General features: G+C 58.9%; 10 protein-coding genes and 3 pseudogenes. 4 read left to right on the plus strand and 9 right to left on the minus strand.

Annotated elements, in window-relative coordinates; all coding sequences use genetic code 11:
• Positions 1-140: 140 nt before the first annotated feature.
• Positions 141-1,280, minus strand: a complete 1,140-nt coding sequence (locus tag IVB18_RS41845; RefSeq protein ID WP_247986001.1) for an ABC transporter substrate-binding protein — start codon at positions 1,278-1,280, stop codon at positions 141-143.
• A gap of 1,018 nt (positions 1,281-2,298) precedes the next feature.
• Here IVB18_RS41845 and IVB18_RS41850 point away from each other — a divergent pair.
• Positions 2,299-3,534 (plus strand): IS701 family transposase, encoded by a 1,236-nt coding sequence (locus IVB18_RS41850; protein ID WP_247983558.1) that lies wholly within the window; start codon positions 2,299-2,301, stop codon positions 3,532-3,534.
• 129 nt (positions 3,535-3,663) lie between these two features.
• Here the strand turns inward: IVB18_RS41850 and IVB18_RS41855 are convergent, their stop codons facing one another.
• A complete protein-coding gene (locus IVB18_RS41855) occupies positions 3,664-4,230 on the minus strand; it encodes a hypothetical protein (protein ID WP_247986002.1) in 567 nt (188 codons plus the stop codon).
• Between the two features lie 266 nt (positions 4,231-4,496).
• Between IVB18_RS41855 and IVB18_RS41860 the strand changes: the two are divergent.
• A pseudogene (locus tag IVB18_RS41860) lies at positions 4,497-4,582 on the plus strand (transcriptional regulator); the annotation flags it as partial.
• 37 nt (positions 4,583-4,619) lie between these two features.
• Here IVB18_RS41860 and IVB18_RS41865 read toward each other — a convergent pair.
• A pseudogene (locus tag IVB18_RS41865) lies at positions 4,620-4,805 on the minus strand (IS3 family transposase); the annotation flags it as partial.
• A gap of 420 nt (positions 4,806-5,225) precedes the next feature.
• Here IVB18_RS41865 and IVB18_RS41870 point away from each other — a divergent pair.
• Both IVB18_RS41870 and IVB18_RS41875 read left to right on the plus strand, forming a co-directional pair.
• The gene (locus tag IVB18_RS41870; RefSeq protein WP_187436520.1) at positions 5,226-5,396 is read left to right on the plus strand and encodes a hypothetical protein; all 171 of its coding nucleotides are present in this window, start codon (positions 5,226-5,228) and stop codon (positions 5,394-5,396) included.
• Positions 5,386-7,455 carry a recombinase family protein gene (locus tag IVB18_RS41875; RefSeq protein WP_247986003.1) on the plus strand — a complete coding sequence of 690 codons (2,070 nt, stop codon included), beginning with the start codon at positions 5,386-5,388 and terminating at the stop codon, positions 7,453-7,455. Before IVB18_RS41870 ends, IVB18_RS41875 begins: the two co-directional genes overlap by 11 nt.
• Positions 7,456-7,478: 23 nt before the next feature.
• Here the strand turns inward: IVB18_RS41875 and IVB18_RS41880 are convergent.
• The 6 genes and pseudogenes from IVB18_RS41880 to IVB18_RS41905 form a co-directional block, all read right to left on the minus strand.
• Positions 7,479-8,493, minus strand: a pseudogene (locus tag IVB18_RS41880) (IS3 family transposase); the annotation flags it as partial.
• A gap of 91 nt (positions 8,494-8,584) precedes the next feature.
• Entirely contained in the window at positions 8,585-9,367 is a 783-nt protein-coding gene (locus tag IVB18_RS41885) for an enoyl-CoA hydratase/isomerase family protein (protein WP_247986004.1), read from the minus strand.
• Complete coding sequence (locus IVB18_RS41890) at positions 9,367-10,548, minus strand: acetyl-CoA C-acyltransferase (protein WP_247986005.1); 1,182 nt, start codon at positions 10,546-10,548, stop codon at positions 9,367-9,369. The genes IVB18_RS41885 and IVB18_RS41890 overlap by 1 nt, the downstream gene beginning before the upstream one ends.
• Positions 10,549-10,559: 11 nt before the next feature.
• Positions 10,560-11,324, minus strand: a complete 765-nt coding sequence (locus tag IVB18_RS41895) for an SDR family NAD(P)-dependent oxidoreductase (RefSeq protein WP_256476638.1) — start codon at positions 11,322-11,324, stop codon at positions 10,560-10,562.
• Entirely contained in the window at positions 11,321-13,180 is a 1,860-nt protein-coding gene (locus IVB18_RS41900; protein ID WP_247986007.1) for an AMP-binding protein, read from the minus strand. Before IVB18_RS41900 ends, IVB18_RS41895 begins: the two co-directional genes overlap by 4 nt.
• A 377-nt stretch (positions 13,181-13,557) precedes the next feature.
• A complete protein-coding gene (locus tag IVB18_RS41905; RefSeq protein ID WP_346732589.1) occupies positions 13,558-14,880 on the minus strand; it encodes a M20 aminoacylase family protein in 1,323 nt (440 codons plus the stop codon).
• Positions 14,881-15,763: the final 883 nt, after the last annotated feature.

Below are 15,763 nucleotides of genomic sequence, written 5' to 3' on the forward strand. Positions count from 1 at the left end.
CAAGTAATAGAGGTGCGGCGAGCGGCACGACAAAGACCGCGGGACAAAGATGCTGGCAGACAACAGCAGTGAGGCCCAGCGATGGACTTGGCGCTGCCCGCCAGCGCGAGGAGTTCGTTACGAATCGATTGCCATCGAGCTTATCCTGCTCGCCACGCGAGCCACCGGTCCTGGATGTGATCCGCATTGGTCTTTCCGTTTGGGCGTTTCGCCACAAGCCAGGCTGAGTCCTCGACTATGCATTTCGAAGCGTTCTCTGGATTTACGCTAACCTGCGAGACCAGGTCGGTCGGCAAATACTTGATCTGATTTGTATTCGGCCCTGGATAGCTGGTGCCCTGCGTCCACCCGGCCGCAATCTGCGCGCGGTTCAAGAAGGCGATCAGCTTTTGCGCGTTTGCGGTATTTGGTCCACCCTTCAGAATCGCCGCGTAGTCGTAGCCCAGGATAGCCCCATCCCAGGTAAATTTGATTGGCGCGCCTTGGCGGATCGCAGCCATCGCGCGGCCGTCGTAAATGCTACACATCGCGTATTCACGGTTGTTCAGGAGCTGCGGCGCTTCACCGCCGGCGCTCCACCACTTGGAAATGTGCGGCTTGATCTCGCTTAGCTTCTCGAATGCACGATCGAGTTTGTCATCAGTGAGGGGCCAGATATCCTTGTGGCCGACACCAGCCGCCAGTAGCGCAAACTGAATGTTAGTTTTACCGGTTGAACCGAACAGCCCCCGCGGTCCTGGAAATTTCCCAACGTCCCAGAAATCCACCCAGTTCTGGGGACCACCCTTCGGAAAGGCGCGGTTATCATAGGCGAGTACCATGCCGCTCGATTCAATCACAACCGCGTCTATGAAACGCGTGTACGCCGGCGTGCCCTCGAGCGACTCTTGATCCCAGAGGCTGTAATCGATAGGCACGAACATTCCGGCATCGTGCATTTCTGGATATTTTCCTGGTGCCACATAGGCAATATCCCAATCGACGCGGCCAGCCTGGTGCATCGCCTTGACCTGGGGCTCAGCCAGGTCGGCAACTACATCTACGACCTTTATTCCTGTCGCCTTCGTAAACGGCTCATAGACATTTCGTCGAACGCCATCGGTAAAGGCACCGCCCCAACTGAAAACGACGACTTCGCCAGTTCCGGCAAGCTTTTCCTCTGCCCAGGCCCGAGTGGCCTCGGCGACGAACGGCACGCTTAGCAAGGCCGCGGTTGACTGCAGCAGTGAGCGGCGGCTCAAGCCACAGAATGAACGGTCCCCGGAAGCCTGTTTGGTCATGACATTTCCCCCTGTTGAAGCAGAACAAATCGCTGCGCGCACGGTTTCATTCTCTCGAAGGCGCGCACACCTTCGAGAGCTGGACGAGGCAAGTGAGCGCCGGAAGATCACCACCTGCTGCACCGCCTTGATGCATCAATGGGGCAAACATCGACGGCCCCGCTCGCGGACCGATCGCGTATAGACAATGCGGGCGCCCAATGCGGCATGGCCCAGCCGGCGATCTTCCCAGCGAGAGGCCGGCGCTGCTGCCGACTTCTTTGATTTGGCTCGTGCTTAACAGCCTTCAGGTCGCCCTTGAAATGCCGGAGCGGCAATTGCCCTGTGGCGGTGAATTGGGAGCCGTTCCGTCCAAGATGACGCAGCGCTAGCTGGAGGCCGGCGATATCAGCTTCGTTGATCTGGCAGCTCCAGATAGCGCGATGTTGGACGTTCGAGCGACAATGACAACACGCAGGATCGATCAGTGTCCCGCGAGGGACCGACAGCTCCTCGTTCAATTCGGACCGATAAAACATCTAACGAGCCTCTGCGGGTGAGCGCAGCTGTGCGATTAGCCGGACGTAGCACTGTAAGATTTGTCGACGCCCACAAATCGGCGAAAACTGCAGGGAATTCACAAAAATCTGCAAAAATAAGCTCAGATCGAGGAATTTCGACGCAGAGCCATTCAGGTCAGCCTGAGCGACCAGCGTAACCGGGGCGCGGTTGATTGTGAAGGTTGCTAGCTAGCGCCTCGACGCATGCGATGAAGAATTGTCAGCTCAATTCATGGGTACTCGCCTCTTCATCGCGTTTGGCGATCCACTCGTAAGGCGAAAGGTCCTGCGCGGCGCGTCTTAATCGGCTGGCCAGCGGAGTTGCGAAGGGATCGACAGCTGCAATGCGTCCCACTCGCTATTCGAGCCCGAGCGCCCGGACCTCTCGAGGACAGGCTCACTGCGCAGGAGCAAGGTCCGCAGCCGGGTCTTAGCATTACAGTTGCTTTGTTTGCGGGCTTCTGAATCCATGGGCAACCATGATTCGAATGTCGTGGACGCGGGCCGCGTCGGTTGAGGAGACGCTTGCGTTGTGGGCGGCGTCGCTTCGAGAGATCAAGCAACGGATACGTCCGTTGTTCACGCAAGAGCGTGTGGCGACGAATGCAGGCTTGTTCCTGGAAGGTCTGCTCGGAGATGAGCAGCGCAAGACCGGCTGGATGCGCGCGGAGGCGGCTGGCGATCCTGGCCCATGGCGTCAGCAGGCAATTCTGGGTCGTGGAGATTGGGACGCTGATGCCCTGCGCGATATCGTCCGCGACTATGTCATCGAGCATTTGGCGGATGACGATGCGGTGCTGGTGATCGACGAGACCGGCTTTCTCAAGCAGGGTAAGGCCTCATGCGGAGTGGCACGGCAATACACTGGTTCGGCAGGGAAGATTACGAACTGCCAGATCGGCGTCTTCGCTACCTACGTTTCGCGTCATGGTCATGCGTTCATCGATCGCGCGTTGTATCTTCCGAAGGAATGGACTGACGATCCAGATCGTCTGGAAGCCGCATATGTGCCTGCCGATGTCGGCTTTGCGACCAAACCAAAGCTTGCGACGAGAATGATCGCACGTGCGATAGCCGCGTCTGTACCATTCAAGTGGGTTGCCGGTGACACGGTCTACGGTGTTGGCGATATCGAACAGCAGCTACGGCGGGCAGGCAAAGGCTATGTGCTCGGGGTCAGCAGCTCTCATGTCTTCCGATCCTGGGGCAAGCGACAGCCGGTCGCCGGCAAGGCCGAAGACATCGCCCGGACGCGGCGCCCGTCCGACTGGAAGCGCTTGTCGGCGGGAGCCGGAACCAAAGGACCGAGGCTGCATGACTGGTGTTATCTCGAACTGGCCGATCTCGAGGTCGAGCAGTTCAACAGCGCAAATGATGGTTTATGGACGCGCGGTCTGCTGATCCGTCGCCATATCGCCGATGGCGATCTCGCCTTCTTCACCACCTGGTGCCCAGCGGGAACATCCATTGAAACGCTGGTCGCGGTCGAAGGCCATCGATGGGCGATCGAGGACAGCTTTGAAACCGCGAAAAACGAGTTCGGGCTCGATCACAACGAGAGCAGGTCCTGGCATGGCTGGCATCGCCACGTGTCCCTGGTGATGCTCGCCTTCGCCATGATGGCGGCGATCCGCCATCGCGCCAATCCGCCACCGCCCAAAAAAACCAAACGCCGCCCCCCGGCAAAAGCCAAAGCACACCCACGCCGCCGCTGATCCGTTGGTCAATCCAGGAAATCCGCCGCATCGCCATCAGGCTTGCTCGAAAGCGGATCCAACCCGCGCATGTCATCGCATGGTCATTCTGGCGCAGAGCTCACCAGGCTGCCGCTCAGCGCGCGCATCTCAAAGCAAAACGGCAACTGTAATGCTAAGAGCTGTAAAGTATTTTCCCCGATGTCCCGCCACAGTGGGAAATTGAGCAATTGAGAAACCCAAAATCGGCGCCTTACTCCCTTCTACGATTGCAACTTCTACATTCTGTTCTGTTACAGGCCCTTCCAGATTCGCGAAAGAAATGTCAACCTCTAAGAGGACATCCGCGATGTTTTCAAAGAATATGTCTTTGGAAAATTCAAGTCCCTCTGCCGGCATTAAATCACCCGCTGCACCTATCGTCACCGAGGTATTCTTTCTGAATTCATCCGGCAACTTCACAACGGATTTGTCGCGCAAGAATAAGACTTTAGATACGCGTTTTTCTGCTCTTATGATCGGCCTTGCGTTTTTGTAAAGCGAGTATGCCAGATCAGTAAGTGTCCACTCTTCAAAAGCAGCGGCAGCGTCTGCACGCGGATAATCCCAGTAACCGAATAATCTGGCGCTTATCAAGGCTGCTTTTATTTTTAGCCAATGAGTAAACGTTGGGGCTCGATAAAATCTGATATAGGTGAAGGGACGGTGATGTCGCATAACTTACGCTCCTTACTTTGAAGTATTGTCAGTTCAACTCGATTTTCGATGTCCCACTCGTTTACATTTGATGAGCATTCCTACATCTTTGGGCTCTCCTACCTTAACTTTACTGCATATAAATATTTTTCCCATAGAGCGAGAACCGCGGCATATCCTTTGAAGTGGACCCAGGATCTGGATCGCCAAAGTTAAGCTGTGATCCGAACTGCCTTGTCCTTCAAATCAAGCAGCTTTCCTGCTGCTGCGTTTGCATCTGCTGTGGGTACGGCAAATTGCCGAAGCTCGAGAAAATCGTCGGCCAGTTCGCGCGGCTCGATCGCCCGATCGATTTGAGGCGATGGACGGCCAGCAACATCGCATTGTGTTGGTGACCTTGCCCCCAAGTTTTATCCAGTTCTGAGTTCGCTCTTGCCGTTGGATTTGCCCGGTTGGGCGGTGGCAGCGACGGGAGCTGGCGCGGAGCCTTCGGCATAGCGCAGCGCCAGATCCCGGCGCGGATAGCAGGTCATGGCAAACTCGGACGGAGTTCTCCACCCGAGCTGCGAGTGTGGTCGTGTGTGGTTGTACAACGAGGTTTGAGAACGCCCACAGGACCGCTCTTCGCGTGGTTCTTTATCGATATCATCCTTGGTTTGGTTGCCGTGTTTGCGTTCATGGGGCCGTCGACAAGGCTGGCGATGTCGCCTTCCGCTGCACGCTGGATGGATCGCAAGCAGATCGTTGGCTGGAGGTTCCAGCATGGATGTTCGACCGGACGGCATGCCCTGAGGCGGAGCTTTTGGCAGCTCGGCCATTTGTCAGCATAACCGCACTTGCAGCGCTTTCTGCGCTTCTCGATCTGGTGTTGATGGATCGAACGCCATCAGCTGCCCTGCTTTCTAGCGCATCCAGAGCCTCTCACGACCAGAATCGGGGAGAGACCCATGTCACGGCAGACGGCAATGCCAGGGAGCGGATACCGACACAATCGACAACCGCGGCCGCAGCAACAGATGGATCTGTTCGGGAGCGGCCTGCCGAACGGCGCCATCGGCGCGCCAGCATGGCCGGAGTTGCCGGCGGAAGCCCGGGCGGCCCTCACAAGCCTGATGACGCAGTTGATCCTCGACCATGCTGCGATGACAGCGACGCCGCCCGCGAAGGGGGTCGATCATGATCTCTGACAAGGTCAGGCCTCATCATCTGGAGCGTAAGGCGATTCTTTACGTGCGCCAATCCTCAGCACATCAGGTGTTGCACAATCGCGAGAGCAGCGCATTGCAATACGCCATGCGGGACCGGCTGACGGCACTCGGGTGGTCAGAGATCGAAGTGATCGATGATGATCTCGGTCGTTCAGCCGCCGGCGGCGTGCAACGCGCCGGTTTCGAGCGAATGGTAGCGGAGGTTTGCCTCGGTAAGGTTGGTGCGGTTTGCGCCCGCGAGGTCTCGCGCTTCGCCCGCAACAGCCGGGATTGGCAGCAACTCATCGAGATGTGCCGCGTGGTCGATACCGTTCTGGTCGATCAGGAGACTATCTATGCGCCAAGGCACGGCAACGACCGCCTGCTGCTCGGGCTCAAGGGCAGCCTCAACGAGTACGAACTGGATTTGTTGCGCCAACGCTCGCTCTCGGCCCGCTACGAGAAGGCGCGCCGGGGCGAGTTGGTTGTGGCGGCGCCCGTCGGCTTCGTGAAGGCCGGCGACCGTTATGAGAAAGATCCGGATCGGCGTGTCCAGGAAGCGATCAAGCTGGTGTTCGACAAGGTCGAGGAACTGGGCAGCGCGCGACAGGCGCTCTGCTGGCTCCACGAGTACAATCTCGATCTACCAGTGAAGCAGTCCAACGGCGACACAGCCTGGCGGCGACCGAGTTACTCCGCCATCCACCGGATCATTGAGAACCCGGTCTACGGCGGCGCCTATGCCTATGGTAAGACGGCTGTGGCGGCGGGATACAGCGCCGGGGGCGTGAGCGTGAAGATCCGCCGCAAGACGCGGAGCGAATGGCTGGCGCTGAAGCCCAACACCCACGACGGGTATGTGAGCTGGGAGAGGTTCGAGGCGATCCGCACCATGGTCAGCAGCAACGTTCCCACCGGTCGGCATCACGGCGCACCCAAGCATGGTGACGCGCTGCTGGCCGGTCTGATCCGGTGCAAGCGCTGCGGCCGCAAGCTCACACTCCGGTACTCCGGCATGAAGCACCATATCCCACGCTACAGCTGCAGCCGCGCCTGGATGGACAATGGCGGTCCTCACTGCATCGCCTTCGGCGGATTGCGTGTCGATGACGCAATCGAGGAAGCACTGCTTGGCGTCGTCGGTCCGGGCGCTATCGCCGCTGCAACCGCTGCCGCCGAAGGAGCCAGGGAACGGCGGGATCAGGTGCGCGATGCGCTCAGTCGCGATCTGGAAGCGGCGCGCTATGCCGCCGACCGGGCTTTCCGGCAATACGATGCCGCTGACCCCGCGAACCGGTTGGTGGCGAGTGAGCTGGAAGCGCGCTGGAACAGGGCACTCGCTCACGCGGCGGAGGTCGAGGGCAAGATCGCCATGCATGATGCGGCGACGCCCGCACCCATTGCTGATCCAGCTTCGCTCGGCGTACTGGCCTCGAACCTCAAAACGGTCTGGGATGCGCCGACGACGGATGCTCGTCTCAAGAAGCGCATTGTACGCACCCTCGTCCATGAGGTCGTGGCCGATATAGACGACGCGGCGTCCGAGATCGTTCTCATCGTCCACTGGGTGGGTGGCGCTCACAGCGAGTTGCGCTTGCCCAAGCGCCGGCGCGGACAGCGCAACAGCACTTCCGCCGATATTATCCAAGCCGTGCGTCAACTGGTGCTGATCGCCAGCGACGATCTGATTGCCGGCCTCCTCAACCGAAACGGCCTCAAGACGGGCAACGGCAATCGCTGGACCCGCGAGCGCGTCACATCAATGCGCTCGAGCTACCACCTCCCGGTGTTCAAGCCCGCCGATGACGGGATCGAACCCTGGCTCAACCTTAGCAACGCCGCAAAGCTCCTGAAGATCGCGCCCAAGACGCTCCGGCTGGCCGCTGAAGCCGGCGAAATCGAAGCCTTCCATCCGCTATCGGACGGCCCGTGGATCTTCGCCCGCGCCTCGCTGATAACAACTGCCGCTCAATCTATCGCCGAACGAGCGCGACAGAACCCAAGATACCCCACGGGATCGCATCCCAATCAGCAAAGTCTCTTCTCTTCAACAACATAGACAGATGGGTGTTCTGATGCGCGGTTGTAGTCGGCCCGCCAACACCCAAGAGCGACGCGAGCCTGGGCCAGTGACGTGAACAGCGTCTCGTTCAACAATTCGTCTCGCAGCCGGCCGTTGAAGCTTTCAATGAAGGCGTTCTGCGTAGGCTTGCCCGGCGCAATGTAATGCCATTCGATACGGCTGTGATCCGCCCATGCAAGAATGGCGTTGCTGGTGAGTTCGCTGCCGTTGTCGCTGACCACCATCCTGGGCTTGCCGCGCTCAATCATCAGCCGGTCCAGTTCTCGCGCCACGCGGATGCCGGAGAGCGAGGTGTCGGCCACCAGCGCCAGGCACTCGCGGGTACAATCGTCGACGACAGTCAGGATGCGGAAGCGGCGGCCGCAGGTCAGTTGGTCCGACACAAAGTCCAGCGACCACCGGTCGTTCGGCGTCATCGGAACCAGCATCGGCGCTCTGCTCGCGATCGCCCGCTTGCGGCCACCACGGCGGCGCACCGTCAGCTTTTCTTCCCGATAGAGCCGGAACAGCTTTTTGTGGTTGATCAGATACCCCTCCCGCCTGAGCAGAATATGCAGCCGCCGATAGCCGAAGCGGCGGCGCTCCTGGGCGATCGCCCTCATGCGCTGGCGAAGGCTGGCATCGTCAGCCCGGGTCGTCCGATATCTCATGGTCATGCGGCAGCAGCCGATGGCTTTACACGCCCGCCGTTCGCTCATTCCGAATGCCTCTCGCAGATGCACGACAGCTTTCCGTTTCCCCGCGGGCGTCACCACTTCTTTCCCAAGAGGTCCTTCAGCGCCGCGTTATCCAGCATGGCGTCGGCCAGGAGCCGCTTCAGCTTCGCGTTCTCGTCCTCCAGCGTCCTCAGCCGCTTGGCCTCCGAGACGTCCATCCCGCCAAACTTGGCCTTCCATTGTAGATGCTGGCGTCGCTGACGCCATGCTTGCGGCATAGATCGGCCACCGAAACCCCGGCCTCGTGCTCCTTCAAGATCCCGATGATCTGCTCTTCCGTAAAACGACTGCGCTTCATGCTCTGGTCCTCGTCTTGGCCAGAGCGAACTTCAAACTGGATTAAGCCCGGGGGGCAAGGTCATTGGGCGGCTGCGTGGATAAACGAGGTCTCAGTCCCGAACGAATCCCTTGAGGCTCTCCCACATGGCAGAGTCAGTGGAGTGCTTCTCAAGCATAGATATTTCGTTCTCGAGTGCGGTGTCGAAACCAATTGTATTCGAGTAGTAAATCAGAGACTTGAGCCTTCCTACGGTTTTCCGGTCCCCCACCGAGATAGATCTCGCGAGCGTGACAGCCGCCTGCTTCAACCGTTCAGTTGGTACGGTCCGGTGGAGGATGCCCCAATCGCGCGCTTCCTCGGCACTAATCGTTGCACCGGAAAGGATCAGCCATTTCGCGCGCTGGTGCCCGACCGTTCGGGGCAGTCGGACGCTCGAACCACCGCCGGGCAGGAGTTCACGTAGCACGTGCGCGTCGCCGAATGTCGCATCCTCCAACGCCACCACGACATCGCACGCCAACAGGAGCTCCAATCCACCTGCTCGCACCGCGCCGTGTGCCATGCCGACGACAGCTAGCGCCGATCGCTCCAATCGAAGGCAGACTTCGCGAAATAAATCGAGCAGGCGCCTGATTGCACGAGGGCCGCCGTCCACTAGTTCACGCAGGTCTGCCCCGGCACAGAAATGCTTGCCTTCCCCACGCAGTATAACTGCCTTGACGTTCGGATCGCGTTCGGCTGCTTCGAGCGCCTCTAGTATGTCGGTCAGAAGGGAAGAGCTAAGGGCGTTCGCCTTCTCCGGTCGGTCGAGCGTGATCCACACAATGTCGCCCTCTTTCTGGCCGATTCGGGTGTTTCCCGGCTTGTCGTGAGGAGGCGATGTAGCTGTCATCACCTGACCTCGATAGCAACGGCGAGAGCTTCTCCTCCACCTAAGCAGATCGATGCGATGCCGCGACCTCCGCCCCTTGCCTGCAAGCATGCAAGGAGTGTTGTGAGAATACGGGCGCCGCTGGCGCCGATCGGATGTCCGAGTGCACAAGCTCCGCCTCGAATGTTGACGTTACTGAGACCGATCCCGACGTGCTTCGCCGCCAAAATCGGAACGACAGCAAACGCTTCATTCACCTCATAGAGATCTGCAGTCTGCGCCGACCAGCCGACCTTCTGCAGCAGCTTCGCTATTGCCAACCCTGGCGCACTGCAGACGTGCTCGGGTTCGGCAGCATAACAGGTGTGTCCGATAATCTGCGCCTTCTGTCCGGGCCCTATAGCCTCGGCGCTCCTAGAAGACATGACTGCCATTGTGGCGGCTCCATCAGAGATGGAGGACGAACTGGCCGCCGTCATCCGTCCTTCTGGGCCGAATGCAGGCATGAGTTGGGGAATTCTCGCAACATCTGCCGTCAGCGGCTGCTCATCTCTCTCGATGCGCACATGCCCATTCCGGGCCGGAACGTCCACCGCTGCTATTTCATCGTCGACTAGGCGCTTCTCTGACGCCTTTTTAGCTCGTTCAAGTGACATCCTGGCAAAATCATCCAGTTCCTGGCGGCTGATTTGGTGACGGATGGCAGATCGATCTGCAAAAACGCCCATCAATAAATGCTTTTCGTATGCGTCCTCGAGTCCATCGCGCGCCACGTGGTCCACGATCTCTCCATGGCCGAACTTGATTCCGCGCCGCTGTCGTGGCAGCAGGAACGGCGCATTGGACATGCTTTCCATGCCGCCTGCGAGCACCACGTTCGCACTTTCTGCTCGGATCGCGTCATGAGCTAATATGACCGCCTGCATCCCCGAGCCACACATCTTGTTGACGGTTGTTGCTTGTGCGGATTTGGTGATCCCGGCCGATGCGGCAACCTGTCGGGCCGGAGCTTGGCCAAGTCCCGCCGGCAACACGCAGCCCACGAACACTTGGTCAATCTGATGCGGTTGAATTGTTGCACGCGCCAACGTTGCACGGGTGGCATGCGCCCCCAGTTCAATCGCAGTGAGTGGCGACAGGGTTCCTAGAAGGCTTCCCATCGGGGTTCTGGAAGCCCCTGCGATATACACATCATGAAACATATCATACCTCGTCACGGAGCGAAGCGACTGCCGCCATCCAAGCGATAGCAGGTGCCATTTACGTACGGATTCTCAATGATCGACTTGACCATCGCCGCGAACTCGGCCGGATGGCCGGGACGCGGGGGGGCCAGGAAGCACCGTTTCATCGTCTCGATGCCTTTCTTCGGCACGCTATCTGTTAGCGGCGTCTGGAAGACGCCGGGCGCTACGGCCATGCAACGGATCGCGTGCTCCGCAAGATCCCGCGCTATCGGAAGGGTCATGCCGGCTACCGCAGCCTTGCTTGCCGAATAGGCAGCCTGCCCCTTCAACCCGTCGAACGCCGAGATCGAACTTGTATTGACGATAACGCCGCGCTCGCCTGTCTCATCAGGCGAGTTCGATATCATTCTCTGGGCCATCAGACGCAGGACGTTGAACGTGCCGGTCAGGTTGACTGCAATGATCCTATTCCAGAGCTCGAGATCGTGAGGCTCACCGCGAGACACCACGCGGGCTGCAGACGGGATGCCCGCGCAGCTTACGAGAAAACGTAAGGGACCGAGCTCCGCTTCGCCGCGGCTAATCGAGTCAGTTACGGAAGCGGGATCGCATATATCCACCGCCGCGACGATGTGCCTGCCGGGCAGCGCGAGCGCGAGTTGTTCGAGCCCGTTGACATCTACGTCGGCAAGGACGAGTCGCGCTCCCTGAGACGCCATAATCTCAGCCGTCGCTCGCCCCAGCCCAGAAGCCGCCCCGGTTATGAGACCGGCGGAACCTGCGATCCTCAACTCGGCACCTTAAGCGAACGCAGTTCCCCGCGGATGACGAAACGCTGGATCTTTCCTGAAGGGGTCTTCGGAAGATTGTCCCGGTAATGTACTCGGCGAGGATAGGCGTGGGCGCCGTAGTCGGCACGCACCTTCTGCTTGAGCTCTTCTGAAAGGGCGTCGGAGGGGGTAAAGCCTTGTGCAAGAACGACCACCGCCTCGATCACTTCGCCCCGAATCGCGTCTGGAGTGGCAACGATAGCGACTTCCCGGACGGCCGGATGGGTGCTTAGCACGGATTCCACATCAAACGGGCCGATGCGGTATCCAGCCATGATGATAAGATCGTCGCTGCGCGACGAAAAACGAAAGCTGCCATCATCGTCATACTTGGCTACGTCGCCAGTGAGATACCATCGCCCGTCTGAGGATAGCCGCTCCGAATTCATTTCCGACGCTGCGACATACCCCTGAAACCAGTGCAAAGGGCTCCGAGTAAGATCAGCGGCTAGGATGCCGGGCATTCCTGGTTCGAGTGGTTCGTGAGTATCCGGGTCGATCACCGTCATGTACCAACCCGGAAGAGCATGCCCCATCGAGCCCGGCGTGATGGGCCTCTTCAGAGCTGGATGATGATGGTTGTTCACCAGCATGCCGGCTTCGGTCTGGCCGTAGTGATCATGAACTACCGTTCCCAATGCCTTGGGAGCCCAGAGGTTCACATCCGGGGTCAGGGGCTCACCTCCGCTTGAGGCGCAGCGAAGCGAGATCTGGCCTTCTGCAATTCCGTGGGCGCGAAGACTGCGATAAACCGTCGGCGCCGCGGTAAAGTTCGTTACCCTCTCGCGCACGAGAACGTCGACAGTCCCCTCAGGCGTGAATTTGTCCCCGTGGATCACCGAGGTGACGCCAACGCTGAGGGACGCGATGATCCCACAATAGAGTCCATAAGCCCAGCCTGGATCGGCCGCGTTCCAGAAGATGTCGTCAGGGAGAAGGCCCAGCCCGAATTCGGCGTAGGCTTGGAATGCTGCGATCCCACGAAGCGGGACGACGACACCCTTCGGTTTGCCCGTTGTTCCCGAGGTATAAACCTCGATGATCGGCCAGTCGCCACCTCCTACGTGGGCCGACCCGCCCGGTTCGCCTGACGCCTCAATGTCCCCAAGTGACAGATCGCCATGAGGACGATAGTCAGATCCCGCGACCCGCAGGCCTGGAAGCGCGTCAGCCAGATCCTCGAGTTTGGATCGCTGCGCGCAATCGGATACAATCAGCTTGGCGCCACTGGACGCGAGCCGCATTTCGATCGCTGGCGGCGCGAATGCAGTGAAGAGCGGCACGTAGACCGCTCCCAATCGCCAGATTGCCATCAAGGTGACGAGATAGTCTTCGCTCTTCGACATGAGCGTCCCGATACGGTCCCCGGGCTTCAATCCGAGCTTGGTAAGGCCGCTTGCGAGCCGCACCGACCTCTCCTTCAGCCGCCCGTAAGACAAACTAACCGTTGCGCCGGCCTTCGGAACAATGCGAAAGGCCGTTTTCTTTTCGGGATAACGATCGCAAAGGAGGCGGGCCACGTCGGCATCGGGACTCCCGAATACATCCAACATCTCATGGACGCGCTCCGCAATCCTCTGATCAACTTCGGATTTGTTCATCAGACACCTCCTTTCTTTATCTGTCCGAAAAATATTGCCTTCTGCACTTTCATTCGGCCCATGGCCTGTACCTTCGCCCGCACATCCAACAAAGTGAAAATTTAGCTGGTCCTGAAGAAGAAAATCGCCAAGCTTTAGCCGGCCGCGCATACAGCAGGCGAATTTGCTGGTTTGACGCAGAAATTCATCCTCAGAACGGGCGATCCATGCGTACATGCTAGGGCATCGCAGAGGACGATAGACTGCCAGAACCAAGAGGGCGCACGAAGCGTCTGGAGCGTCCGCCGGCTCTCCCCACAAGCCGAACGCGACCCGCAAAATCACTATGTTTGCGGCCAGCACGGAAAATGCGCGCCTTCCGGAACGTGAGGCTTGACATAGATAGAGCTGTACCTTCAGAGCAACAGCATAGACTAGCCTCGCCGATTGAGCGTGACAGCGCCACCTGAGCTGTGGACGGAGCGCTATCGCTTCGAGAGTCGTCCGCGTTCTTCACGGACGATTGATCGACTTCGCCGCGCCGTCAAGCCGGAGTCCTGGGTCCACGTACCTAGCCGCGCGCGCATCACATCTAACTTCCTTGGCTGGGCAGATCAGCGGTGGGCTCCTAAGGGTCCGCTCAACCACCTCCGCGCCAGTTCCACCCAGTACGTCGAACCCAATCCAAGTATTTCGTCATTGAAATCATAGCTTGGATTATGCACATCGCAGGGACCAGGTCCGTGACCCCGCTCGCGGTGCTCTCCATTCCCCGCACCTAGAAACGCAAAGGCCCCAGGACGGGCCTGCAGCATGTACGCGAAGTCCTCGCCACTCATTATTGGCTCGAGATCGACGTCTACTTTTGCGTCGCCAACGATCGATTTCATTACCTCCGCCGCGAAGCGCGTTTGATCCGGTGCGTTGATCGTCGCCGGAGAGCGCGTGACCTTTAGCTCGGCTTGGCATTCTTGCGCCGCGGCAATGTTTTGGACGACTGTACGCATCCGGGATACGATTAGGTCTAGCGTCGCGTCGCTGAATGTTCTTACGGTACCGCCGAGTGTCACAGACTCTGGGATCACGTTGCTGGCCTCCCCCCCATGAAACTGCGTGACCGAGAGTACCGCTGTATCGATCGGATTCTTGTTGCGAGTGATGATTCCCTGTAGCGCGGCGACAATTTGTGCACCGGTTAACACCGGATCCTTGCCATTGTGCGGGAGAGCGGCATGTGCGCCGACGCCGATGATCCGAATTTTGAATCCAGCACTCGCTGCTAAGATTGGGCCGGGCCGCAGCCCGAACGTATTGAGAGGCATGCCCGGCCAGTTATGCAGGCCGAAAACCGCGTCCACGGGAAATTTCTCAAAAATTCCCTCTTCGACCATTGCTTTAGCGCCCGTCCCAAGCTCCTCTGCCGGCGAGAAAATAAACACGATTGTGCCATTGAAATCGCGCCTGTGAGCCAGATGTCGCGCGGCCCCCAAAAGCATCGCGATGTGACCATCGTGACCGCACGCATGCATCTTACCATCATACAGCGAGCGGTGCGTGAACGTGTTGAGTTCCTGTATCGGTAGCGCATCCATATCCGAACGGAGTCCGATCGAACGCCCTCCATCGCCCGCGCGCAGCACGCCAACGACGCCGGTGCCGCCAAGTCCACGGTGCACCTCGATTTCATAGCTCTTTAATGTCTTGGCAATGAAATCGGAGGTTTGCGTTTCTTCAAAACCTAGTTCTGGATGTGCGTGAAACCAGCGCCGCAAGGCCTGGATTTCATCTTGCGCTGCTGCGATCTCGGGTATGATTTTCATTGTGGGGTCCCGGGTTAGGTCGGCACGCGCGCGGCATATCTCGGCGAGCCAATGTTGATTCACGTCTGGCATGAGGCTCACGCGAGGCTCAGAACTGCCGTCGTTGTCGAGAGCCATGAGAGCTTCCGGCGCGGCGAATAAGGTCTGCCCGAGCTGCCTGATCGGATAGCCGGACTTGACGGTCTGGCCGTCTAGCTTTTGAAGCCACCAATGATGCGCTCGCCTCTTCGCTGCTTGCCATTCTTCATCGTTGAAAGTTAGCTCGATTGCTTCGATGCTTTCTTGCGTTTGACTCTGCTTTTGTGCGGGAAAATTGTATTTTTGGCTTCAATTTGCCAGAAAAGAGCCCCGCGACGAGATGCGCGCAGCCAAATCAGAGCGGCTCAAGGTGCCATCACGGTCGGGGCAGCCGGGCCTTGCCGGCGCGGCTTGCGCCAGCCTGTTTATTCTGAAGCACATGCACAATCTCTAGGATGAGGCGTTGTGCGCCCGCTGGATCAATAACCCATATTCGCGTGTGCCTCGTAGCTAGTGCGCATCTGCCGGTATAACCGTTTTGAAGATAGGAGCTGGCCTGCCCGAGTCGGCCTGCAGGGGTAGGCTTCAAATTACTGCGTTTGAAAGACGTGGCGGTGAGCGCTGGGAAAAAGGCGGCGGGCTATGCCGTCCGGTGGTTGATAAGAAGATGAGCGCCGATGACGCATCGAAATGGTTTCAGACACTGTGATCTTCCCTCAAAAAAGTAGACAGAGTTACGGTGCTTTTAGCATCATCTGGATCGGGGTGATATATAAGCATATAAGCGATGGCCGAATGGAGACGGGCTCGATCGTAGAAGCCGATGATGTAGGCGAAATCGCGATGAGCCTCGCGTCGGGTCCTGTAGTGGCGATACGGTCGTCGCAACACTCGGAGGTTGGAGTTCCGATGACGTTGTAAGGCGCCGATCGGCTCGTCAGGACGAGCCCCATTGCCATCGTCCGAACAGCCGTCTGGTGCA

Origin of the sequence: Bradyrhizobium sp. 186 (genome assembly GCF_023101685.1) — a bacterium.
Classification (GTDB): Bacteria; Pseudomonadota; Alphaproteobacteria; order Rhizobiales; family Xanthobacteraceae; genus Bradyrhizobium.